The 21801-nt window shown below is 72.8% G+C and carries 18 protein-coding genes and 2 pseudogenes; 6 read left to right on the forward strand and 14 right to left on the reverse strand.

Annotated elements, in window-relative coordinates; all coding sequences use genetic code 11:
- Window positions 1-111 precede the first annotated feature (111 nt).
- Window positions 112-456 carry a DMT family protein gene (locus FQY79_RS02340; protein ID WP_146310361.1) on the forward strand — a complete coding sequence of 115 codons (345 nt, stop codon included), beginning with the start codon at window positions 112-114 and terminating at the stop codon, window positions 454-456.
- 22 nt (window positions 457-478) lie between these two features.
- On the opposite strand, the gene FQY79_RS02345 is transcribed toward FQY79_RS02340, so the two are convergent.
- The 4 genes from FQY79_RS02345 to nudE all read right to left on the reverse strand — a co-directional run bounded on the left by FQY79_RS02345 (window position 479) and on the right by nudE (window position 3067).
- Window positions 479-781: an Mpo1-like protein gene (locus tag FQY79_RS02345; protein ID WP_146310363.1), complete on the reverse strand. Its 303-nt coding sequence runs from the start codon at window positions 779-781 to the stop codon at window positions 479-481.
- Window positions 782-872: 91 nt separating this feature from the next.
- On the reverse strand, window positions 873-1691 hold the full coding sequence (gene mazG, locus FQY79_RS02350) for a nucleoside triphosphate pyrophosphohydrolase (protein WP_146310365.1): 819 nt from the start codon (window positions 1689-1691) through the stop codon (window positions 873-875).
- A gap of 3 nt (window positions 1692-1694) precedes the next feature.
- Window positions 1695-2513 (reverse strand): 3'(2'),5'-bisphosphate nucleotidase CysQ, encoded by an 819-nt coding sequence (gene cysQ, locus FQY79_RS02355; RefSeq protein WP_146310367.1) that lies wholly within the window; start codon window positions 2511-2513, stop codon window positions 1695-1697.
- Entirely contained in the window at window positions 2510-3067 is a 558-nt protein-coding gene (nudE, locus tag FQY79_RS02360; RefSeq protein WP_146310369.1) for an ADP compounds hydrolase NudE, read from the reverse strand. Before nudE ends, cysQ begins: the two co-directional genes overlap by 4 nt.
- Window positions 3068-3105: 38 nt before the next feature.
- On the opposite strand from nudE, the gene FQY79_RS02365 reads away from it, so the two are divergent.
- Window positions 3106-4497, forward strand: a complete 1392-nt coding sequence (locus FQY79_RS02365; protein WP_146310371.1) for an adenosylmethionine--8-amino-7-oxononanoate transaminase — start codon at window positions 3106-3108, stop codon at window positions 4495-4497.
- Window positions 4494-5249 (forward strand): 16S rRNA (uracil(1498)-N(3))-methyltransferase, encoded by a 756-nt coding sequence (locus FQY79_RS02370; protein WP_425463165.1) that lies wholly within the window; start codon window positions 4494-4496, stop codon window positions 5247-5249. The genes FQY79_RS02365 and FQY79_RS02370 overlap by 4 nt, the downstream gene beginning before the upstream one ends.
- Before the next feature lie 27 nt (window positions 5250-5276).
- Here FQY79_RS02370 and FQY79_RS02375 read toward each other — a convergent pair whose 3' ends face one another.
- Genes FQY79_RS02375 through FQY79_RS15855 form a run of 3 tightly spaced genes read right to left on the reverse strand, consistent with a single transcriptional unit; the run spans window position 5277 to window position 9695 of the window.
- Window positions 5277-5747 (reverse strand): chemotaxis protein CheW, encoded by a 471-nt coding sequence (locus FQY79_RS02375; RefSeq protein ID WP_146310373.1) that lies wholly within the window; start codon window positions 5745-5747, stop codon window positions 5277-5279.
- The gene (locus tag FQY79_RS02380) at window positions 5744-7339 is read right to left on the reverse strand and encodes a chemotaxis protein CheB (protein ID WP_146310375.1); all 1596 of its coding nucleotides are present in this window, start codon (window positions 7337-7339) and stop codon (window positions 5744-5746) included. The genes FQY79_RS02375 and FQY79_RS02380 overlap by 4 nt, the downstream gene beginning before the upstream one ends.
- Window positions 7323-9695, reverse strand: coding sequence for a response regulator (locus tag FQY79_RS15855; protein ID WP_425463172.1), 2373 nt, complete (start codon window positions 9693-9695; stop codon window positions 7323-7325). Before FQY79_RS15855 ends, FQY79_RS02380 begins: the two co-directional genes overlap by 17 nt.
- A gap of 155 nt (window positions 9696-9850) precedes the next feature.
- On the opposite strand from FQY79_RS15855, the pseudogene FQY79_RS15860 reads away from it, so the two are divergent.
- Window positions 9851-10714: pseudogene (locus tag FQY79_RS15860) on the forward strand (pentapeptide repeat-containing protein); the annotation flags it as partial.
- A gap of 406 nt (window positions 10715-11120) precedes the next feature.
- Here the strand turns inward: FQY79_RS15860 and FQY79_RS15865 are convergent.
- The 5 genes and pseudogenes from FQY79_RS15865 to pilG form a co-directional block, all read right to left on the reverse strand.
- Window positions 11121-13379 (reverse strand): annotated as a pseudogene (locus FQY79_RS15865) (FimL-related protein); the annotation flags it as partial.
- A gap of 78 nt (window positions 13380-13457) precedes the next feature.
- Window positions 13458-15479 (reverse strand): methyl-accepting chemotaxis protein, encoded by a 2022-nt coding sequence (locus FQY79_RS02390; RefSeq protein WP_146310379.1) that lies wholly within the window; start codon window positions 15477-15479, stop codon window positions 13458-13460.
- A gap of 37 nt (window positions 15480-15516) precedes the next feature.
- The gene (locus FQY79_RS02395) at window positions 15517-16047 is read right to left on the reverse strand and encodes a chemotaxis protein CheW (RefSeq protein WP_146310829.1); all 531 of its coding nucleotides are present in this window, start codon (window positions 16045-16047) and stop codon (window positions 15517-15519) included.
- A 5-nt stretch (window positions 16048-16052) separates the two neighbouring features.
- Window positions 16053-16424: a response regulator gene (locus FQY79_RS02400; protein ID WP_146310381.1), complete on the reverse strand. Its 372-nt coding sequence runs from the start codon at window positions 16422-16424 to the stop codon at window positions 16053-16055.
- A 14-nt stretch (window positions 16425-16438) separates the two neighbouring features.
- A complete protein-coding gene (gene pilG, locus FQY79_RS02405) occupies window positions 16439-16840 on the reverse strand; it encodes a twitching motility response regulator PilG (RefSeq protein WP_146310383.1) in 402 nt (133 codons plus the stop codon).
- Between the two features lie 184 nt (window positions 16841-17024).
- On the opposite strand from pilG, the gene gshB reads away from it, so the two are divergent.
- Both gshB and FQY79_RS02415 read left to right on the forward strand, forming a co-directional pair.
- Complete coding sequence (gene gshB / locus FQY79_RS02410; protein ID WP_146310384.1) at window positions 17025-17996, forward strand: glutathione synthase; 972 nt, start codon at window positions 17025-17027, stop codon at window positions 17994-17996.
- A gap of 80 nt (window positions 17997-18076) precedes the next feature.
- On the forward strand, window positions 18077-18955 hold the full coding sequence (locus tag FQY79_RS02415; protein ID WP_146310387.1) for an energy transducer TonB: 879 nt from the start codon (window positions 18077-18079) through the stop codon (window positions 18953-18955).
- A 46-nt stretch (window positions 18956-19001) separates the two neighbouring features.
- Here the strand turns inward: FQY79_RS02415 and tsaB are convergent, their stop codons facing one another.
- On the reverse strand, window positions 19002-19697 hold the full coding sequence (gene tsaB / locus FQY79_RS02420) for a tRNA (adenosine(37)-N6)-threonylcarbamoyltransferase complex dimerization subunit type 1 TsaB (protein WP_146310389.1): 696 nt from the start codon (window positions 19695-19697) through the stop codon (window positions 19002-19004).
- Window positions 19698-19746: 49 nt separating this feature from the next.
- On the reverse strand, window positions 19747-21801 hold the full coding sequence (gene yoaA / locus FQY79_RS02425; protein WP_146310391.1) for a DNA repair helicase YoaA: 2055 nt from the start codon (window positions 21799-21801) through the stop codon (window positions 19747-19749).

The following is a 21801-nucleotide window of genomic DNA, read 5'->3' on the forward strand; positions in this document are numbered from 1 at the left end:
GAAGGGGTCTTCAGCTTTGTGAAAGGTGCCAGTTCCGCTGTACAAGCGCCGTGAAGATGTCCCATTGTCCCCACCCCGCTCCACCGATGCCCTGTCCCCGGACCCGCCTGCATGCCCGCCCTCGACCGCCTCTACCCCGTCCTGCTCCTGGTCGCCTCCAACGTGTTCATGACCTTCGCCTGGTACGGCCACCTGAAGTACCGGTCCGCGCCCCTGCCGGGGGTGATCCTGGCCAGCTGGGGCATCGCCTTCTTCGAGTACTGCCTGATGGTGCCGGCCAACCGCCTCGGCGCCGCGTTCTATTCCGCGCCCCAGCTCAAGGGCATGCAGGAGGTGATCACCCTGCTGGTGTTCGCCGGCTTCTCGGCCTGGTACCTGGGCCAGCCGCTGAAGTGGAACCACTGGGCCGGCTTCGGCCTGATCGCCGTGGCCGCCTGGCTGATCTTCCTCGACTAGCGCAGTCGGGCGGCGCGCGCGCTCAGAACGGGATCCGGCCGGTGAGGATGTCGCGGAACATCACCCAGTCGCCGGCGAAGGAGTAGAACGGGTGGCGGAAGGTGGCGGGCCGGTTCTTCTCGAAGAAGAAGTGGCCGATCCAGGCCAGCGCATAGCCGGCCACCAGCGCCGCCAGCAGCCACCACGCGTTGCGCTGCGCGATCGCCAGGGCCACGAAGACCAGGGCCGCGCAGCTGCCGGTGAAATGCAGGCGGCGCGAGGTGCGGTTGGCGTGCTCGGACAGGTAGAACGGGTAGAACTCGCGGAAGCTGGCGAAACGGCGCATGTCGATCCTCCGGCGCGCGGCATGGACCCGGGGCGATCATGGCGCCGGCGCCGCCGGCGGGCAACCGGCCCCGGGCGACGCGCCAGGCGCGTCAGGCCTCGCGCTTGGCGCGCTCCCAGTAGCGCTCCTGCGCCGCGAGCGTCAGCTCCTCCAGGCGCACCCCGTCGGCCGCGGCCATCGCCTCCATGGCGCGGAAGCGGCGCTCGAACTTGTGGTTGGCGCCGCGCAGCGCGGCGCCGACGTCCACCTGCGCGTGCCGGGCCAGGTTGGCGGCGACGAACAGCAGGTCGCCCAGTTCTTCCTGCAGGCGCCCGCGGACGGCCGGGTCGCCGGGCGCGGCCTCGGCGGCGTGGAACTCGGCCCGCACTTCCTCCAGTTCCTCCGCCAGCTTGGCGATCACCGGCGCCGGCCCGGGCCAGTCGAAGCCGACCCGGGCGGCGCGCGCCTGCAGCTTCACCGCCCGCTGCCACTCCGGCAGCCCGCGCGGGATCCCGGCCAGTGCCGAGTCGTCGGTGTCGCCGGCGGCCTCGCGTTCGGCCCGCTTGATGGCGTCCCAGCTGGCGGTCTGCGCCCGCGCGTCTTCCACCCGGGCGTTGCCGAACACGTGCGGGTGCCGGCGTACCATCTTGTCGCAGATCGCCGCGACCACGTCCTCAAAGGCGAACGCGCCCTGCTCCTCGGCCATGCGCGCGTGGAAGACGACCTGCAGCAGCAGGTCGCCCAGTTCGTCCTTCAGCGCCGCAAGGTCGCCGCGGTCGATCGCGTCGGCCACCTCGTAAGCCTCCTCGATCGTGTACGGCGCGATGCTGGCGAAGTCCTGCTCCAGGTCCCAGGGACAGCCGCCCTCGGGATCGCGCAGGCGCGCCATGATCGCAAGCAGTCGGGCGATGCCGCGGTCTCCGCCAGGCACGGGTCAGCCGGCCTCCGGTCCCAGCCAGTCGCGCCACGGCAGCGCCGGGTCGCCCAGGGCGATGAAGTCGCCATTGAGCAGGGTGTCGCGCTGGTTGTAGCGGAACGGGCGGCCGCGCGGGTCGAGCAGCGCGCCGCCTGCGGCCTCCAGGATCGCCTGGCCGGCCGCCGTATCCCATTCGCTGGTCGGGCCGAAGCGCGGATAGACGTCCATCCCGCCTTCGGCGATGCGGCAGAACTTCAGCGACGAGCCCAGCCCCACCGTTTCCGTCGCGCCCATGCGGGCCATCAGGGCGGTGGTGCGCGGCCCCAGGTGCGAGCGGCTCGCGGCCACCCGCAGCGGCGACAGCGCCGGGCGGCGCACGTGCAGCGCGCGCTCGCCATCGCCGTCGCGGCGGAACGCGCCGTGGCCCGGCGCCCCGTGCCACAGCACCCCGGTCACCGGTGCCTGGATCACGCCGAATACCGCCACCCCGTTCTCGACCAGGGCGATGTTGACGGTGAACTCGCCGTTGCGCTTGACGAACTCGCGCGTGCCATCAAGCGGGTCCACCACCCACAGCCGGTGCCAGCGCCGGCGGGTGGCGACGTCGACCAGGTGCGCCGATTCCTCCGACAGCACCGGGATATCCGGCGTCAGCCGCCCGAGCCCGGCGACGATCCCGCGGTGGGCGGCGAGGTCGGCGTCGGTGAGCGGGCTGTCGTCGCCCTTGCTCACGACTTCGAAGTCGCGCTCGTACACCTCCAGGATCGCGGCGGCGGCGTCCTGCGCGATCGCCAGCACGTCCTCGCGCAGCGATTGCAGGGTGGCGGCGTCGATCATGTCGCGTTCCGCTCGCGCCGCAGGAACTCGCGCGCCGCGAACAGCGCCGCGATCGAGCGCCCCTCGGAGAAATCCTCGCGCAGCGCCAGCTCGCCGATCGCCTCCAGCGGCCAGGGCACGACCTCGAGCTCCTCGGGTTCATCGCCCGGCAGGCGCTCGGGGTAGAGGTCTCGCGCCAGGACCACGGTGGTTTCGTGGCTCATGTACACCGGCGCCAGGGTCACGGTCCGCACCACGTCGAGCCTGCGGGCGCCGTAGCCGGCCTCCTCCTTGAGTTCGCGGTCAGCCGCCTGGAGCGCGGTCTCGCCCGCGTCCACCCGGCCCTTGACCAGCCCCAGCTCGTAGCGGTGCAGGCCCGCGGCGTACTCGCGCACCAGCAGCACGGTGTGCGCGTCGAGCAGCGGCACCACGGCGACCGCGCCGTGGCCGCGGCCGCGCAGGCGCTCGAACTGGCGCCGCTCGCCGTTGCTGAACTCCAGGTCCAGCCGCTCGAGGCGATAGGGGCCGGCGTCGTGCTCGGTGATGCCGTGGATCGTGGGCAGGCGGCGCGTCACGGCGCCGCCCCGGCCTGGCCACGGGCGATAATGGAGGAATGTCGACTCACGATGGCGCCATTCTAGACGAGGCCGCGCGCTGGCGGTCGCGCGACCTCGCGGTGCTCTGGCACCCCTGCACCCAGATGCGCGAGCACCCGGACGTGCTGCCGCTGCTGCCGGTCGCGCGCGGCGAAGGCGCCTGGCTGGTCGGCCACGACGGACGCCGCACCCTGGACGCGGTGAGCAGCTGGTGGACCAACCTCCACGGCCACGCCGAACCCCGCATCGCCGCGGCCCTCGCCCGCCAGGCGGCCACGCTCGAACAGGTGATCCTGGCCGGCTGCTCGCACCCGCCGGCGGTGGAGCTGGCCGAGCGCCTGCTCGCCATCGCCCCCCGCCAGCCGGGACGGCCCCCACTTTCGAAGGTCTTCTACGCCGACAACGGCTCGGCGGGGGTCGAGGTGGCGCTGAAGATGGCCTTCCACTGGTTCCGCAACCGCGGCGACGAGCCGCGCCGGACCCGGTTCGTCGCGCTGCAGAACGGCTACCACGGCGAGACCCTCGGCGCGCTCTCGGTCACCGATGTCCCGCTCTACCGCCGCACCTACGCGCCACTGCTGCTGGAGCCGGTGTTCGCGCCCTCGCCGGACGCCTGGCTGGCACCGGCCGGCCAGAGCGCCGAGGGTTTCGCCGAGGATGCCGCCGACGCCCTCGCCCACCTGCTCGACGAGCACGCCGGCGAGGTCTGCGCGATCGTGCTCGAACCGCTGGTGCAGTGCGCCGGCGGGATGCGCATGCACCACCCGGCCTACCTGCGCCGGGTGCGCGAGCTGTGCGACGTGCACGGCATCTTCCTGATCGCCGACGAGATCGCGGTCGGCTTCGGCCGCACCGGCACGATGTTCGCCTGCGAGCAGGCCGGCATCCAGCCCGACCTGATGTGCCTGTCCAAGGGCCTGACCGGCGGCTTCCTGCCGCTGGCCGCGGTGCTGGCGACCGATGCGATCTACGAGGGATTCCTCGACGACTCGCGCGAGCGCGCCTTCCTGCATTCGCACAGCTACACCGGCAACCCGCTGGCCTGCGCCGCGGCGCTGGCCTCGCTCGACATCTTCGAGGCCGACGGCGTGCTCGAACGCAACCGGGCCACCGCCGCGCGCATGGGCGGACTCGCGCACGAAATCGCGGCCCTGCCGCACGTGGTCGAAGCGCGGCAGTGCGGGATGATCGTGGCCTTCGAACTCGCCCCGGACGGGCGCCGCGGCACGCGCTTCGACCCTGCACGCCAGGTGGGCCTGCGCGCCTACCGCGCCGCGCTCGAACGCGGCGTGCTGCTGCGCCCGCTCGGCGAGGTGCTGTACTGGATGCCGCCCTACTGCATCGACGCGGCGCAGCTCGACCTGCTCGCCAACGTCACCGCGCACGCGATCCGCGAGGCGACCACGTGAGCCGCCAGGTCCGCGCCTGGGTGGACCTGTCGCTCGCGCCCGGCGCGCGCTTGACGCTCCCGGATTCCGCCGCCGCGCACCTGGTGCGCGTGCTGCGCCTGCGCGAGGGCGACGGCTGCGTGCTGTTCAACGGCGACGGCCACGACTACGCGGCGCGCATCGTCGAGGCCGGCAAGCGTTCGACCGTGATCGAGGTGCTGGACGCGACGCCGGTGGACAACGAGTCGCCGCTGCGCGTCACCCTGGTCCAGGGCATCGCCCGCGGCGAGAAGATGGACCTGGTGCTGCAGAAGGCCACCGAGCTGGGGGTGGACCGGATCGTGCCGGTCAACTCCGAGCGCAGCGAGGTGAAGCTCGACGGCGAACGCCTGGAGCGGCGCGTCGCGCACTGGCGCGCGGTCCTCGCCTCGGCGTGCGAACAGTGCGGCCGCGCGCGGCTGCCGCGGCTCGACGCGCCGGTCGCCCTTGCGTCGGTCGGCGGGCTGCTCGATCCCGGCGGGCTGCGGCTCACCCTCGATCCGCAGGGCGCCCACGCCCTGCCCGGGCTTGCGCCGCGCCTGCCCGCGGACGGCAGCGGCACGGTCGTGGTCGCAGTCGGCCCCGAGGGAGGCTGGGCGCCGCGCGACCGCGACCGCCTGCAGGCGGCCGGCTTCGAAGGCCTGCGGCTGGGGCCACGGGTGCTGCGCACGGAAACCGCCGGACTCGCCGCGATCGCGGCCCTGCAGGCGCTGTACGGCGACCTGCGCGCCTGAGCCGGCACGCCGGCGCGGTGCCCGGGATCAGGCGGCGAGCGCCTGCCGCAGCGACAGTTCGATACCGTCGATGTCGGGGATGACCGCGGGCTCGTCGTTGAACACGACCACGGCGCGCACGCCGGCCCGACCCTGCAGGTCCTCGTCGTCCAGCGCCTGCAGCCGCTCGCGCGACACCGTGACCAGGCGCGGGAAGCCGCGGCTGAGCAGGGCGAAGTACGGCATGGTGGGCTGGCCGCCCAGGGTCTTGAGCACCACCACCTTGTGGCCAAGGCCGCCGACCTCGGCCTCGTGGCCGATCAGCGGCGCGAAGGCCACCAGTGGCAGGCGCCAGCCGCGCCAGCGGATGGTTCCGAGCAGCCAGCCGGGTGCCGACTCCACCGGCTCGGGGTCGGCGTAGGAGAGCACCTCGGAGATCGTGGCGTTGGGCAGCAGCAGCCGGGCGGCCTCGGTCTGGATCAGGACGGCGCGGATGTCGCTCGGGGTGGGCGTGGTCATGGCTGCAGCAATCCGTTCGAATCGGTGGCCGGGACGGCGTCCGGCGGCGGCCAGCGTTGCAGGAGCCGCGCCGCCATCCCGGCCGGGGCGTCGTGGCCGGCGCCCGCGGCGATCGCCGCCTGCGCACCGGCCGGGTCGTAGCAGCCTTCGTCCGGCGTCTGCGCCAGAAGCAGGCCCTCGTTCCACTCCGGGCCGCCCACGGCGGGCACCAGGGCGGGATCGGCGCCGCTGAGGAACAGCACCGCGCTGTCGTGCGGCGGCAGGACCGCGGCATCGAAGGCGACCGAGGCGTCGAACTGCCAGCCGCCGCGCTGGCGCAGGCCGATGCCCGGCGGCACGAAGTACACCTGCCCCGGCCGCACCTCGTGCCCGTCCTCGGCCACGCTCACCGGGGCTTGGGTGGCGCGGGACATCTGCTTGACCAGGCGGTCGTAGCGGCCACCGTCGAGCGCCAGCCGCACCAGTACCGGGCGCGCGAATCCGGCCGGGATGCCGGCCAGCAGCTGGCGCACCGCGTCGGGTCCGCCGAGGCCGGCCTCGATCACCACCGCGCCGCGCAGGGGACCATGCCCGTAGCTGTCGGGATCGGCCAGCGACAGGCCCGCGCCAAGGCTGTCCAGGTCGACCGCCGGGACGGCCGCGGCCGCCGCGCCCGGCGCTGGCGCGGGCGCCGGCGGAGCGTCGTCGTCGGCCAGGCTCAGGCTGCCGAAGTCCACCGTCGGCGCAGGCGCCGCCCCGGCAGGCTCTGCCGGCGGCGCCGCGACCGCCGGAGGCCCGTCCACGTCCGGGGCTTCGTCGGCGGCCTGCCGCAGCTGCGCGGCCAGGAATTCCTCGATCCCGGCAACCGCTTCGGCCGCCTGTCCCGCGCGCTGGAACCGCTCCGGGTCGAAGGCCAGTTCGTCCTCGCCCGTGCCGTCGCCAGCGGCGTCCAGCGACGGCTGGGCGATGCCCGCCGCCGGGTCGTCCTGCGCCTGCGCGCTGGCCGGGTCCGGCGCATCGGCCGGGGTCGCGTCGCCCTCGTCCACGCTCCAGTGCGACACTCCGGCGGGCGGCGCCTCCCCGATCCCGGGGAACCCGCCCGCGGGGCCGTCGGACACGCTGTCGCGGGGGACCCCCTCGGCCCGCTCCTGGGCCTCACCGGTGACCGCCGCGATCGCCTGGTCGTAATCGACCCTGCCGGCGGTGGACGGCAACGGTCCCGGCGTAGGCAGGAGCACCTCGTCGGGCTCGGCACCTGCCGGCAGCACGTCGTCGTGGCGGTGCAGCTTGGCCGACAGGTGACGCAGCCAGCGCGCAGCGTCCCAGCCGGTACGCTGCGCGGCCTGCTCGGCTTCCTCGAAGATCACCATGTAGGCGGGATCGGCGAGCACGTCGGCATGCCGTTCGATCGCGTCCTCGATCGTCGGATCGAGCGCGACCAGGATCGCTTCCGGCATCGCCTGGCGCACCTCGTCGGGACCGGCCTGCATCGGGTCGGCCACCAGCACCACCTCGGCGCCGGCCTCGGCCAGCGCCTGGCTGATCCTGTCGCAGGCCTCGCCCGCGCGTGCCAGCAGCGCGACCCGCGGCGTGGCCTCAGTCCCCGCGGCCATGCCCGATCCTCAGCAGTTCGTGGACGTTGCGCATCAGCTCCGGCTCCTGGTACGGCTTGCCCAGGTAGCGGTCCACACCCAGGTCGAACGCGCGCTGGCGGTGCTTCTCGCCGGTGCGCGAGGTGATCATCATGATCAGCACGTCGCGCAGGCGCGGGTCCGCCTTCATGTGCTTGGCCAGTTCGTAGCCGTCCATGCGCGGCATCTCGATGTCGAGCAGCATCAGGTCGGGCACGCGCTCGTCCATCCGCTCCAGCGCGTCGAGCCCGTCCTTGGCCGTGACCACCTCGAAGTTGTGGCGTTCGAGCACGCGGCCGGTGACCTTGCGCATCGTCACCGAGTCGTCGACCACCATCACCAGCGGCACCTTGCGCTGCTCGACCACCGGCGCCGGCGCCGCCTCGCGCGGCAGCACCGCGTGGCGGCGCACCAGCGGCGCGACGTCGAGGATCACCACGACGCTGCCGTCGCCCATGATCGTCGCACCGAAGATGCCGGGGATCGAGGCGACCTGCGGGCCGACCGGCTTCACCACGATCTCGCGGCTGCCGATGATCGCGTCCACCGCCACCGCGGCGCGCAGTTCGCCCGAGCGCACCAGCAGCAGCGGCATCTGCAGGTGGCCTTCGGCCTTGGCCGGGCCCTGGCCGACCAGCAGGCCGAGGTCGTGCAGCGCGTAGTCCTCGCCGCCGTAGGCGTAGGCGCCGCCCCCAGCCAGGCGCCCGCGCTCGATGCGGCCGACGCCGCGGACCGAGGCGATCGGCACCGCGAAGCGGGTGTCGCCGATGCGCACGAACACCGCCTGGGTCAGCGCCAGCGTCTGCGGCAGGCGCAGGGTGAAGGTGGTGCCCTGGCCCGGGCGGGTCGTGATATCGAGCGAACCGCCGAGCTGGCGCACCTCGCTGGCGACCACGTCCATGCCCACGCCGCGGCCGGCCAGGCGGCTGACCTCGCCGGCGGTGGAGAAGCCCGGCTCGAAGATCAGCGCGTCCATGTCGCTGTCGGTGAGCGTGGCCCCCGGCCGGACCAGGCCACGTTCCTCGGCGCGGCGGCGGATCGCGGCGCGGTCCAGGCCGGCGCCGTCGTCGCCCACCTCCAGCACCACTTCCGACCCCTCGCGGCGCACCGCGATGCGGACCGTGCCCTCCTCGCCCTTGCCGGCCCTGCGGCGCTGGTCGGGCGATTCGATGCCGTGCGCGACCGAGTTGCGCAGCATGTGCTCGAGCGGTGCGGTCATGCGCTCGAGCACGTTGCGGTCGAGCTCGCCCTGGCTGCCTTCCAGCTTGAGCTGGACCTGCTTGCCGGTCTCCTGCGCCGACTGGCGCAGCACCCGGCGCAGGCGCGGCACCAGCGCGTCGAACGGCACCATGCGCGTGCGCATGAGGCCTTCCTGCAGGTCGGAGCTCACCCGCGACTGCTGCAGCAGCAGGGTTTCGTACTGGCGCGTGAGGTCGTCCAGGGTCTGCTGCAGGCTGGTCATGTCGGCCGCCGACTCGCCCAGCGCGCGCGAGAGCTGCTGCAGGGTCGAGAAGCGGTCGAGCTCCAGCGGATCGAAGGTGACGTCGTCGCTGTCGCCCTCGCGCTGATAGCGCGCGATGATCTGGGCTTCGGTCTCGATCTCGAGGCGGCGCAGCTGGTCGCGCAGGCGCGCGTTGGTCTGCTCCATCTCGTTCATCGCCGCGCGGAACGCGCCCAGCTGCTGCTCCAGGCGGGCGCGGTAGATCGCCACCTCGCCGGCGTAATTGACCAGCCGGTCGAGCAGGTCGGCGCGGATGCGGACCTGTTCCTGCGGCGCGCGGATCGTGGTGTCCTCCTCCGCCGGCAGCTCGGCCAGCGGAGTCGACAGCGGCGCCAGCTCCGGCCTGGCCGGCTCGGGCGCGGCGGCTTCGCCTTCCTCGCCCGCGTCCAGCAGCGGGCGGCCGCGGGCCAGCGCGTTGAAGGCGTCGACCAGGGCATGCGGCATGGCGACCGCGCGGCGCTCGCCGACCCGCGTCACCATCGCGTGCAGGCGGTCGAACCCGCCCTCGAGGAGGCCGATGCCGGTGCGATCGAGCTCGCAGCGCTGCTCGACCACCGCCTCCAGCAGCGACTCCATGGCGTGGCCCAGTTCGCCGATGCTGAACACGCCGGCCATGCGGGCGCCGCCCTTGATGGTGTGCAGGTTGCGCTGCAGGCCGATCAGCGATTCGCGCGAATCCGCATCCTGGCGCAGCTGGGCGAGCAGGCCGTCGGAGTGGTCGAGCAGGTCCCCGGCCTCCTCGACGAAGATGTCGAGCAGTTCTTCGTCCAGGCGCGAGGTATCCAGCGCCTCGTCCGGATCCTCGGCCGTGAGCACGCGCGCCAGCAGCGCCGCCACCGCGGTATCCGCGGACGTGGCACCGGCGGCAATGCCGGTGTCCGCCTCTTCCGCGGGCGCATCCTCGCCAGGTCCGGGCTGGACGGCTTCGTCCTGCTCCCCTTCGAGGCGTTCGGCTTCGAGGCGTTCGGCTTCGAGGCGTTCGGCTTCGAGGCGTTCGGCTTCGAGGCGTTCGGCTTCGAGACGTTCGGCTTCGAGACGTTCGGCTTCGAGACGTTCGGCTTCGAGACGTTCGGCTTCGAGGCGTTCGGCTTCGAGGCGTTCGGCTTCGAGGCGTTCGGCTTCGAGGCGTTCGGCTTCGAGGCGTTCGGCTTCGAGGCGTTCGGCTTCGAGGCGTTCGGCTTCGAGACGCTCGGCTTCGAGACGCTCGGCTTCGAGGCGTTCGGCTTCGAGGCGTTCGGCTTCGAGGCGTTCGGCTTCGAGACGTTCGGCTTCGAGACGTTCGGCTTCGAGACGTTCGGCTTCGAGGCGCTCGGCTTCGAGGCGTTCGGCTTCGAGGCGTTCGGCTTCGAGACGTTCGGCTTCGAGACGTTCGGCTTCGAGGCGTTCGGCTTCGAGGCGTTCGGCTTCGAGGCGTTCGGTTTCGAGGCGCTCCGCTTCGCCTGCCCCGGCTTCGACCTGCGCCGGCTCGCCGCCGGCATCGTCCGCGCCCGCGTCCGGTCCGATCGCGGTCCCGGCCAGGTCCGCATATCCGCCCATGTCGATCGCGACGAGGGCGGGTACCCCGCTCTCCGGCGGCTGAGCTTCGGGGATCGCAGGCGCCCCCTCCATCGCCTCCGCGTCCACCAGCGCGGCCAGGCCGCTGGACACTTCCGGCAGGCTGTCGCGCAACGCGCCCAGCCGCTGGGCCAGCGCGTCCTGCGATGCCAGCAGCGGCGAGGGCTGCTTCAGCGTCTCCACGGTGGCGCGGACCACCGCCGCCAGATCGGCGATCGCCTCCACGCCCTCGGGGCTCGCGCTGGCGCCGGCGGCCAGCAGTCGCCGCGCGTAGTGCTCGGCCGGCGACAGCACGGTGTTGATGACCGGCACCTCGGTCATCGCGAACGCGCCATTCATGGTGTGCAGCGCCCGCAGCAGCGGATCGCTGCCGGCGGCATCGCCTGCACGCGCGGCGGCCACCCAGGCGTCCACCGTCTGCAGGTGGCCGTTGACCTCGGCGTCGAGGATCTCCAGCAGCAAGGGGTCGATCTTGGCCGGGACCGCGTCGAGCGGCTCGCCCGCCTCGGCCAGCGGGACCGGTTCGCCCTGGACCGGTGCATCGCCGGCCATCGCGGCGGGGGCGTCGGCCAGCGCGACCGGCTCCGGCGGCATGATGTCCTCGCCCCCCGCGATGCGGTCGGCAGCCTCTTCCAGCGGGGCGAGGTCGGTTGCCAGGCCGCGCTCGCCGCGCAATGCCGCCTGCAGTTCCGGCAGCGTGTAAAAGGCGCGGTCGACCATCGCGATCACCGCCTCGCTCGGCGGGCGCGACCCGTCGAGCACGCGGTTGAGCATGTTCTCGATCTTCCAGCTGAACTCGCCGAGCATGCGCGCACCGACCAGGCGGCCACTGCCCTTGAGCGTGTGGAACACGCGCCGGATCGGCCGCAGCCGCTCCATGTCGTCCGGCTTGGTGCGCCAGTGCGGCAGCAGCGAATCGAGGTTGTCGATCTCCTCGGCGAACTCCTCGAGGAAGACCTCGCGGATCTCCTCGTCGATCTCCTCGCCCACGGTCTCGAATCCGCCGACCACCGGCCCGGCCGGGGCGGCCGGCACGGGAGCGGGGGCGGGCTCGGCCTCGTGCGACGGTGCCGCGGTGGCGGGCGCCTGGGCGATGGCGGGCGCTTCGACCGCCGCGGCCGGTTCGTCGTCTCCGCCCACGGGAACGCCGGTTGCGGCGGGAGCGACGGGGCCGGCCGCCTCGCCGGCCTGCGTGGCCGGGACGGCCGGCGCGACACCCGCCGACACAGTCGCGGGCGGCGGCGCGGCGGCCGGCGCCTGCACCGGCTCGGGTAGCGGCCAGTAGCCCAGCGCCTCGAGGCTGTTGCGGGCGATGTCCAGGATCTCGTCGCGGTTGCCGCGCTGGTCGCGCAGGGCCTCGAGGTAGTACTCGAGGCTGGCGAGCGCATCGGCCAGCGTGTCGAGCTGGCGGCCGTTGGGCACGCGCTGGCGCGCGATCAGCTCGTTCTCCGTGTAGCGGCCGACCGCCACCAGGTAGTCCGCCGCCAGCGTGAGTTCCATCATCCGCAGGGCGCCCGAGACCTCATGCAGCAGGCGCGGCACCTCGGACAGCTGCTCGTGCTGCCAGCTGGTCTCGACGAAGGCGACCAGCGCCTGGCGCGCCTGGACAAAGTTGGCGATCGCTTCGCGGACGATGGTGTCCACGACCTGGCGGGTCTCGCCGGCGAACAGTTCGTTGTCGGCGGTACGGCCCTGCTCGCCGGCGCCGAGCCTGGCGACCTGGTCGTCCAGCGTGGCGTCGACGTAGAGCAGCGCCCCGGCGACGTCGAGCAGCGCATCCTCGTTGGCAGCAACGCTGCCGTCGAGGATGGCGTACATGGCGTCGCGCTGCTGCTGCACCACCTTGCGCGCCACGCCCAGGCCGAGCATGCCCAGGGTGTCGGCGACCCGGCCGAGCGTCTCGGCATGCGGCTGCAGCGCGGCCAGGTCGGTCGAACCGGTGCGCAGGTGCAGGTCGAGCGCGTCCTTGACGTGCAGCAGGTCGTCCTTCACCGCGGCCGACACGGTGTCGAGCAGCGCGCGGTTGCGGCCGCTGATGCTGCCGCGCGCGTGCTCCAGCTCGGACTGGGTGGGCAACGCCGCGTCCAGCTCGAACACGCGCCGCAGCTCCTGCAGCGCCGGATGGCCGCCGTCTTCGGCGTGGGCGACATGGTAGAGCAGCTGGCGGGTGGGCTCCTGCGCCGCCTCGCCCCGCACCTCGGCGAAGCCGTCGTGGTCCTGCAGGCCGTGGCGGGCCTCGCGCTCGACCCCGGCGAAAACCTTGCGCAGCGCGGCGGTCGGCGCCAGTGCGCCGTCGGCGATCGCGCGCGCCACGTTCGAGGCCACCCACAGCATCCGCCGCACAGGCACCTGGCGCACGTGCGGCAGCAATGCATCGATGGCCGGGGCCAACGGCGCCAGCGCCGTGCCCGGGCCGTCGTCCTGCCAGCCCGCGAGCGCGCGCTGCAGCGCCTCGAGCAGCGGCTGGCTGTCGTCGTTGGACGCGGGCGCCAGGCCTTCGGTCACCGCCCCCGGGAGCGGCCGCTCCAGGTCGGGCGAGAACAGTACGCTCTCGCTCAGCCCGCTCTCGCCACGGGTGGCGCGCAGCTCGTTGAGCAGCGGCAGCAGCACGATCGGGATGTCGCGGTGTCCGCTCTGCAGGCGCTCGAGGTAGTCGGGCAGCAGCACGATGCCGCGCAGCAGTGCGGCGCAGGCGGCATCGCGGTCGGCGATGGCGCCGCCGTGCAGCGCCAGCGCGACCTGCTCCATCTCCTCGGCTACCATCGCCGGGGCGTACAGCTCGACCATGCGCAGGGTGCCCTGCACCTGGTGCAGGTAGCCGGCGCACAGCCGCATCCGGGCCACGTCGGACTGGTCCTCGACGTAGTCCTCGAGCTCGGCCTTGGCCAGGCGCAGGGTCTCGTCGAGCTCGGGCTTGATCCAGCCGAGCGCGGTGTGTTCGAGTGCTTCGCGCAGCGCGGTCGTCATGGGCTACCCCCACGGGTGCCGGCATGCGTGCGCCTGCGTCGGTACGTGGTGGCGTTCATCCGGTCCACTCGTCCGCGCTCAGGCCGGCAGCTTGAAGTCGGCGACCGAACGGCGCAGGTTGGCGGCCAGTTGCGCCAGGTTCCCAATCGACTGCGCGGTCTGGTTCGCGCCCTGCGAGGTCTGCGCGGTAATCGACTGGATCGTGTTCATCGTCGCGGTGATGTCGCTGGCCGCCTCGGACTGCTGCTTGGCCGCGCTGGAGATCCCGAGAATCAGGTTCGCCAGGTTGCTCGACACGTTCTCGATCTCGCCCAGCGCGGTTCCCGCGTCCTCGGCCAGGCGGGCGCCGGCCACCACCTCGGAGGTGGTCTGCTCCATCGAGCTCACCGCCTCGTTGGTGTCAGACTGAATCGTCTGCACCAGGGTCTCGATCCGCTTGGTCGCGTTGGACGCGCGTTCGGCGAGTCGCTGCACTTCGTCGGCCACCACCGCGAAGCCGCGGCCCGCCTCGCCCGCCGATGCCGCCTGGATGGCCGCGTTCAGCGCGAGGATGTTGGTCTGCTCGGAGATGTCGTTGATCAGTTCGACGATCGAGCCGATCTCCTGCGAGCTTTCGCCCAGGCGCTTGATGCGCTTGGAGGTTTCCTGGATCTGGTCGCGGATCGAGTCCATGCCGGCGATCGTCTCGCGCACCACGCCCGCGCCCTTGGTCGCGATCTGCACCGAGCGCTGCGCCACGTCGGCCGACTCGGCGGAGTTGCGCGACACCTGGTCAATGCTCTGCGCGATTTCGGTGATCCGGTTCGACGCCGAGGTGATCTCCTGGGCCTGGTGCTCGGCGGCCTCGGCCAGGTGCATGGCCGTGGCCTGGGTCTCCTGGGCGCTGGAGGCCACCTGCACCGAGGTCTCGTTGATCGTGCCCACCAGCTCGCGCAGGTTCTCGACCGCGAAGTTGATCGAGTCGGCGATCGCGCCGGTCATGTCCTCGGTGACGGTCGCCCGCACCGTGAGGTCGTTCTCCGCGAGCGCGCCGATCTCGTCCAGCAGGCGCATGATCGCCTCCTGGTTGCGGTTGTTGAGCTCCATCGTGTCTTCGTAGCGCTTGCGCTGGGCGCGGTTGAGCGACCAGAGCAGGCCGGCGACCGAGAGCAGCGCGAGCAGGCCGCTGACGATGCTGATCCAGACGTTGCCCAGCACGCTGGTGTCCTTGAGCGAACCGAACGCGGTGAGGGCGGCGAACAGCGACTGGCTGTCGGCCAGCAACTGGTCGGAACCGGCGGTCAGGCTGGCCGACGCGGCCTGGGCCTGGAACAGCGCCGGGGCGCTGGCGATGATCGCGTCCAGGTCGGTCTTCATCCCGGCCCAGCGTTCAGCGGCCTGGTTCAGCGCCGCGATCGCGCCACCGTTGGTCAGGGCCTGCACGTTGAGGTCCTGGTCGCCTTCGCGCAGGCCCTCGAGCACCTGCTCGAACACGCCCACGTCGCGCGCCAGCGCGTCGCCGGCGATCGCCGCCACCGGACCGCCGGCCTGGATCTCGGCCACGCGGCGGGCCATGTTGCCGGCGAGCACGTTCTGGCGCAGGGCGATGTAGACCTGCGAGGCCGGGGAACCGCTCGAGGACATCGCGCGCACCAGTTCGTCGAGCTGCGCCTGCAGCTGCGGCACCGCCTGGGTGAAGCTGCCGGCGTTGGCGGCGAAGCCGCTCACCGCCTGCTCGCTGGCGGCGATCTGCTCGGCGCTGGCGGCCAGCGGCGTCCAGGTCTCGGTCACGGTGCGGATCGGGCCGGCCACGCCGGCGGTATCGCCGAAGTTGGCGTTGAGCTGCTGGATAGCGCCGTCGATCTCGGCCTTGGTCTGGCGGAACGCGGCGAACGCCCCGGCGTCGCCGGCCACCGCTTCCCGGCCCTGGTTGGCCAGGCGCTGCGAGTTCACCTGCAGGCTCGAGGCGGCGGTGCTGGCGCCGCCCAGCCGGGCCGCCTTCCACCCGGCGTACCCGGTGTTGGCGCCGAAGACCACGAGCGTGGTGACCAGCGCCGCGATCCAGAAGTTGCTTCCCAGGCCGCGCCCCTTGCCGGCGATCGTGTCGACTACTGTGCTCATGGTCCTTCCCCTGCCCTGCTTTGTGCGGTCGCGGCCCTCAGGCCGCCGCTTGTCTGAATTCCGGCGTGCGCGCCAGCCTGGCCAGGCTGAACACGCCCCACGTGTGGTCGGCGAGCCGGTAGGCCCGCTCGACGAAATGCGCGTAGCGGCCCCGCGCGAACGCTGCGGGGTCCACCTGTTGGCCCTCCTGGAAGCTGCGCTGGCCGAACAGCTCGTCGATGGTGACCGCGACGTCGCCGTCGGGCTGGCGCACGATCAGCACCCGCTGGGTCTCGTGCAGCACGGTGCGCTCGCCCTCGAGGAACTGCTTGAGGTCCACGATCGGCAGCAGGTTGCCGCGCACGTTGCCCACGCCGAGCATCCACGACTGCGCCCCCGGCACCGGCGTGATCGGCGGCAGCGGCAGGATCTCCACCACTTCGTTGAACGCCGACGCGAGGCGGTAGTCGCCGATGCGATAGCCCACGCCGCGCCACAGGCCCGGCGCGTCGAACTGCTCGGGTACGCCGGCAACGTGCGCGAGGCTGCGCTGCTCGTAGTCGAGCAGCATCGCGAACGGGTCGCGCACCGCGTTCATCCCGCCGCTTCCAGCAGGCGATCGATCTCGCCCAGCAGGACGTCTTCCTTCGGCGGCTTGACCAGGTAGCCCTTGGCCCCCTGGCGCATGCCCCAGGCCTGGTCGGTCTCCATGCCCTTGGTGCTGACGATCAGCACCGGGATGTCCTTGGTCTCGGCGTCGCGGCCCAGTGCGCGCGTGGCCTGGAATCCGTTCATGCCCGGCAGCACGACATCCATCAGCACCAGGTGCGGCTTCTCGCGCCTGCACAGCTCGATGCCGTCCTCGGCGTTGCTCGACGCCAGCACCTCGTGGCCGTGCCGTTCAAGCAGCTGGGTCAGCACCGCGGTGTCGGTCGGAGAGTCCTCGATGATCAGGATGCGGGCCATGGCGGTTCCCCCTTTCACGCCTTGACATGGGTACGGATCGCGTCGAGGAGTTCCTCGCGCGTGAATGGCTTGGTGACGTACTGCTCGGAGCCGACGATGCGGCCACGCGCCTTGTCGAACAGACCGTCCTTGGACGACAGCATGATGACCGGCGTGTTCTTGAACAGCTGGTTGTTCTTGATCAGGGCGCAGGTCTGGTAGCCGTCCAGGCGCGGCATCATGATGTCGACGAAGATGATCTGCGGCTTCTGGTCGGCGATCTTGGCCAGCGCCTCGAAGCCGTCGACGGCGGTCACCACGTCGGCGCCCTCGCGCTTGAGCAGGGTTTCCGCGGTGCGCCGGATGGTCTTCGAGTCGTCGATCACCATCACCCGCAGGCCATCGAGGCTGGCAGCGCGGCTGTCGTCTTGCGTCATTACTTGGTTCCCCCAGCGCGCGCAGCGGGTCCGGTGCCCGTGACGCCGCGATCACCGTATATTCCAGCCTCGCGTGGGACTGTCAAGCATCCCTGAAGAAGATTGCGCAAGTGGTGGCCCTGACGGGCGAAAGCGGCGAACGCCACCTGCTAACATTTGTCACAAGTTGCCGCTGGTGGGTCACATGTCCCTGAACGTCGTGGTGGTGATGGATCCGATCGACGCGATCAGGATCGCCAAGGATTCCACCTTTGCCATGCTGCTGGAGGCGCAGCGACGGGGCCATGCCCTGCATTACGTGATGCCGGGCGGACTGGGCATGGACCACGGCCGCGCGCAGGCGCTGATGGCGCCGCTTCGCGTGCGCGACGATCCTTCCGGCTGGTTCGAACTGGGAACTGCGTCACAACGCGCGCTGGGCCCGGGCGACCTGGTGCTGATGCGCAAGGATCCGCCGGTGGATCCGGACTTCATCCACGACACGCTGATTCTGGACGTCGCCCGGCGCCAGGGGGCGCAGGTCGTGAACGATCCGCGGGGGCTGCGCGACCTGAACGAGAAGCTCGCTGCGCTACGGTTCCCGGAATGCTGCCCGCCGACCGTGGTCTCGCGCGACGCGGCCACGCTCAAGGCATTCGTGGCGCGCGAGGGCCAGGCGGTGCTCAAGCCGCTAGACGGCATGGGCGGGCGCTCGATCTTCCGCGCCGGCGCGGGCGATCCCAATCTCAACGTCATCCTGGAAACGCTGACCTCCGGCGGCCGCCACCTGGCCATGGCCCAGCGCTACCTGCCGGAGATCGTGGACGGCGACAAGCGCATCCTGCTGATCGACGGCGAACCGGTGGACTACTGCCTGGCGCGAATCCCGCAGGGCGACGAGTTCCGCGGCAACCTCGCCGCCGGCGGCCGCGGCGAGGGCCGGCCGCTGACCGATCGCGACCGCTGGATCGCCGCCCAGGTGGGGCCGGAGATGCGGCGCCTGGGAATGCGCTTCGTGGGCCTGGACGTGATCGGCGACTGGCTGACCGAGGTCAACGTCACCAGCCCGACCTGCATCCGGGAACTGGACGCGCAGTTCGGGCTCAACATCGCCGGGATGCTGTTCGACGCGCTCGAGCGCGAGGCGGCGCCGTCAGTGCAGGAGGCCGTGCGCTGATGCCCCGCTGCCGCGCGCGCCATGCCCGCGACGCGGGCCGCGCCCGCCGCGGCCGGCGCTGAAGGCCCGCCTCGCCGCCCATGTCCAGCGTCGCCTTACCGCCAGGGCCCCGCATCGGCGAACGCGAACGCCTCGGCGCCACCCTGGTGCTGTCGCTGCTGCTGCACGGGTTGCTGGTGCTGGGCGTCGGGTTCGCGGTCGAAGGCGCCGCGCCGCTGGCGCCCACGCTCGACGTGATCATCACCGAAGCCACCAGCCCGCTCACCCGGGCCCAGGCCGACTTCCTGGCCCAGGCCTCCAACCAGGGCGGCGGCGAGCACGAGCGCAGCAACCGGCCGCGCGACGACCAGGCCGGACGCTCGCTCCAGGCCGAGCCGGGGGTGGCACCGATCGAGGTGCGCGCGCAGTCGCCGGCCGAACAGTCGCCGCCGCAGGCCCGGGTGGTGGCCAGTCACCGCGGCGCGGAAGCCCTGCCCCTGCCCGACGAGCGCCCCGAGTCGGAGCCCAGTCCGCTGCCGCGCGGCGAGTACAAGGTCGAACGCGACCTGGCGATGGCCCGGCTGGCGGCCGAGATCCACCTGCGCTCGGAGCGCTACGCCAAGCGGCCCAAGCGCAAGTTCGTCTCGGCCAGCACCCAGGAATGGGCCTACGCGGCCTACCTGCGCAACTGGGTCGACCGGGTGCAGCGCGTCGGCAATCTCAACTACCCGGACGAAGCGCGACGGCGCCGGCTGGCGGGCGAGCTGGTGATCAGCGTGGCGATCCGGCGCGACGGCTCGGTCGAACGCGCCGACATCATCCGCTCCAGCGGCATCCGCCTGCTCGACGACGCGGCGCTGCGGATCGCGAAGCTGGCCGAACCCTACCCGCCGCTGCCCCGGACCGAGGAGGAGATCGACATCCTCCACGTCACCCGCACCTGGCAGTTCCTGCCGGGCGGCGCCCTGGTCGACGACTGAAGGCGGCGCGCACCACGGCCGCGTCGCCCGCCGCCGTCGAGGCCGCTCAGCCGCGCGACGCGCGCAGGGCCTGCTGCTGGGCCAGGGTCAGGGCGACGTTGTCGCGCAGGTAGGCCGGCTCGAGCCGCTCCGGGGCCACGACCTCGCCCCGCTCCAGCGCCAGCGCGCCCAGGTGGGCCACGTCCGCGGCCCGCGGCAATGCCTGCGCCTCCACCGAGGCCAGCACCGCGTCCAGTCGCCGCTGCAGGAGTCCTTCGGCCGCCGCGAAACCGGTGCCGACCGCGTACCAGGGGCCATCGCCCGGCACCTCCACCGCCTCCGGCCGCGCCACGCATTCCCGGCCCAGGGCCACGACCCGGCCCTGCGCCACTTCGAACCGCCCCAGGTAGACCTCGCCCATGCGCGCGTCGATCGCCGCCAGCACCCGCCCGTCCGGCGCGCCCGCGGCCAGCGCCGCCAGGGTCGACACCGGCACCACCGGCAGGTCCAGCGCCAGCGCGATCCCCTGGGCCAGCCCCACGGCCAGGCGCACGCCGGTGAAGGCGCCCGGACCGCGGCCGACCGCGATCGCGTCGAGCTGGCTGCGCGCCAGGCCCGCCTCGGCCAGCAGCGCCTCGGCCCAGGGCAGGGCCAGGCGGGCGTGGCGCCGGGGTGCGATCTCGAAGCGCTCGTGCACCCGGCCATCGGCCAGCACGGCGACGGAGCAGGCTTCGGTGGCGGTCTCGAAGGCGAGCAGGTTCATCGCGACATGGTAGCGGTGCGGCCGCCCGCCGCCACGCGACCGCCGGCGTTCAAGGCGGGGCGCCGGCGGCGCCGGCCACGCCGGCACGGCCGAAAAAGGCTTCGGCATCGGCGCACTCGCGCGTGGTCGGGAACGGCGGAAGCGAATCCAGGAACACCGCTCCGTAGGACTTGCGGGTCAGCCGCGGGTCGCACAGCACCAGCACGCCGCGGTCGGACTCGCTGCGGATCAGCCGGCCCACGCCCTGCTTGAGCGCGATCACCGCCTGCGGCAGCTGCTCGTCGCGGAACGGGTTGCCCCCGGCGCGGCGGATGGCATCGAGCCGCGCCTGGAACACAGGGTCGTCGGGCGCGGCGAACGGCAGCTTGTCGATCACCACCACGCTCAGCGCCTCGCCGGCCACGTCCACCCCCTCGCGGAAGCTGGCCGCGCCCAGCAGCACGCCGTTGCCCGACTCGCGGAAGCGCTGCAGCAGCACGTGGCGCGGCGCCTCGCCCTGCACGAAGAGCGGCCATTCGTCCGCCTCGCGCAGCAGGTCGGCCGCCTCGCGCAGCGCGCGGTGCGAGGCGAACAGGATGAAGGCGCGTCCGGCCGAGGCACGCAGCACCGGACGCACCGCATCGACCACAGCCCAGGTGTAGTCGCGGTCGGAGGGTTCGGGCATGCGCGTGGGCAGGTAGCACAGCGCCTGCCGCGACCAGTCGAAGGGGCTGGGCACCAGCAGCGTGGTCGGCGCATCCAGGCCGAGCCGGGTGGCGATGTGGTCGAAGCCCGCGCCCACCGACAGCGTGGCCGAGGTGAACACCCAGGCCGCGCGCGACTGCTCGCGATGGGCACGCAGCGGGCCGGAGACGTCCAGCGGCGTGCGCTGCAGGCGGAACCCGCGCGGCGACAGTTCATACCAGCGCACTTCGTCGCCGTGCATCCCGCCGGTGGCGTCGCCAGCCGGGTCGGCCTGCGGGTGGGCACCGTCGATGGCCCCGGCCGCATCGTCCCCGTCCCCGTCGCCGTGCCAGCGGGCCAGGCGCGAGGCGAGCTCGCGGGCGCGCGCATGGCAGGCATCGATGCCCGGGGAGGACTCGCGCAGCGGGCCGAGCGCGTCGCGCAGCGTCGCCACCGCGCGCGCCAGCGTGTCCAGGCCCTTGCCCAGCTCGCGCGATTGCAGCGCGCGTGCGCGGGTCCCGCGCAGCGGCAACCCGTCCATCGCCGCGCGCAGCGCGCGGGTGGCGTGTTCGAGTTCGCGCGCGGGTCCCTGCACGATCGACAGCGCCCCGGGCACCTCGGCGCACTCGCCCAGCGCATCGCGCGCCAGCTCCACCAGCGGCCGCGCCGACAGCGCCTCGCCGAAGAACTGCGCCGCCAGTTCCGGCAGCTGGTGCGCCTCGTCGACCACGAACGCCTGCGCGCCGGGCAGGATCTCGCCGAAGCCTTCCTGCTTGAGTGCGAGGTCGGCCAGCAGCAGGTGGTGGTTCACCACCACCAGGTCGGCCGACTGCGCCCGCTGCCTGGCCTGGACCACGAAGCACTCGCCCCAGAACGGGCACTCGCTGCCCAGGCAGTTGTCCGCGGTCGAGGTGACCATCGGCAGCAGCGGCGAGTCTTCCGGCAGCGCCTCGATCTCCGCGAGGTCGCCCATCCGGGTGCGCCCGCTCCAGGCGACGATGCGCTGGAACTGGCCGACCTGCTCGCGCGCGGTGAAGCGCGGCTCGCCCTTGGCGCGCTCGAGCCGGTAGCGGCACAGGTAATTGGCGCGGCCCTTGAGCAGCGCGGTGGCCAGGCCGGTGCCCAGCGCGTCGCGCACCCGCGGCAGGTCGCGGTGGTAGAGCTGGTCCTGCAGCGCACGGGTGCCGGTGGAGACGATCGCCTTGAGTCCGGACAGCAGCAGCGGCACCAGGTAGGCGAAGGTCTTGCCGGTGCCGGTGCCGGCCTCGGCCAGCAGGGTGTCGCGCGCTTGCAGCGCGTCGGCGACGGCCGCGGCCAGGCGTTGCTGCGACGGGCGCGCGACGAACGCGGGGATGCGCCCGGCGAGCCGCCCATCGGCGGCCAGGGCCTCGATGCTGCGTGCGGCGAGCGCGCTGCGTCCGGGGGGTCCGTCGCCCGGCAT

The sequence above is a fragment of the Luteimonas wenzhouensis genome, from assembly GCF_007859305.1.
In the GTDB taxonomy this organism is placed as follows: Bacteria; Pseudomonadota; Gammaproteobacteria; order Xanthomonadales; family Xanthomonadaceae; genus Luteimonas; species Luteimonas wenzhouensis.

Excerpts from the sequence above, each read along its gene's own strand:
- FQY79_RS02375 (WP_146310373.1), bottom strand. The coding sequence starts at position 5,747 with ATGACCACGCCCACCCCGAGCGACATCCGCGCCGTCCTGATCCAGACC.
- FQY79_RS02400 (WP_146310381.1), bottom strand. The coding sequence starts at position 16,424 with ATGGCCCGCATCCTGATCATCGAGGACTCTCCGACCGACACCGCGGTG.
- tsaB (WP_146310389.1), bottom strand. The coding sequence starts at position 19,697 with ATGAACCTGCTCGCCTTCGAGACCGCCACCGAAGCCTGCTCCGTCGCC.
- FQY79_RS02365 (WP_146310371.1), top strand. The coding sequence starts at position 3,106 with ATGTCGACTCACGATGGCGCCATTCTAGACGAGGCCGCGCGCTGGCGG.
- FQY79_RS02345 (WP_146310363.1), bottom strand. The coding sequence starts at position 781 with ATGCGCCGTTTCGCCAGCTTCCGCGAGTTCTACCCGTTCTACCTGTCC.
- FQY79_RS02380 (WP_146310375.1), bottom strand. The coding sequence starts at position 7,339 with ATGGCCGCGGGGACTGAGGCCACGCCGCGGGTCGCGCTGCTGGCACGC.
- FQY79_RS02390 (WP_146310379.1), bottom strand. The coding sequence starts at position 15,479 with ATGAGCACAGTAGTCGACACGATCGCCGGCAAGGGGCGCGGCCTGGGA.
- yoaA (WP_146310391.1), bottom strand. The coding sequence starts at position 21,801 with ATGCCGGGCGACGGACCCCCCGGACGCAGCGCGCTCGCCGCACGCAGC.
- pilG (WP_146310383.1), bottom strand. The coding sequence starts at position 16,840 with ATGACGCAAGACGACAGCCGCGCTGCCAGCCTCGATGGCCTGCGGGTG.
- cysQ (WP_146310367.1), bottom strand. The coding sequence starts at position 2,513 with ATGATCGACGCCGCCACCCTGCAATCGCTGCGCGAGGACGTGCTGGCG.
- FQY79_RS02340 (WP_146310361.1), top strand. The coding sequence starts at position 112 with ATGCCCGCCCTCGACCGCCTCTACCCCGTCCTGCTCCTGGTCGCCTCC.
- gshB (WP_146310384.1), top strand. The coding sequence starts at position 17,025 with ATGTCCCTGAACGTCGTGGTGGTGATGGATCCGATCGACGCGATCAGG.
- FQY79_RS02415 (WP_146310387.1), top strand. The coding sequence starts at position 18,077 with ATGTCCAGCGTCGCCTTACCGCCAGGGCCCCGCATCGGCGAACGCGAA.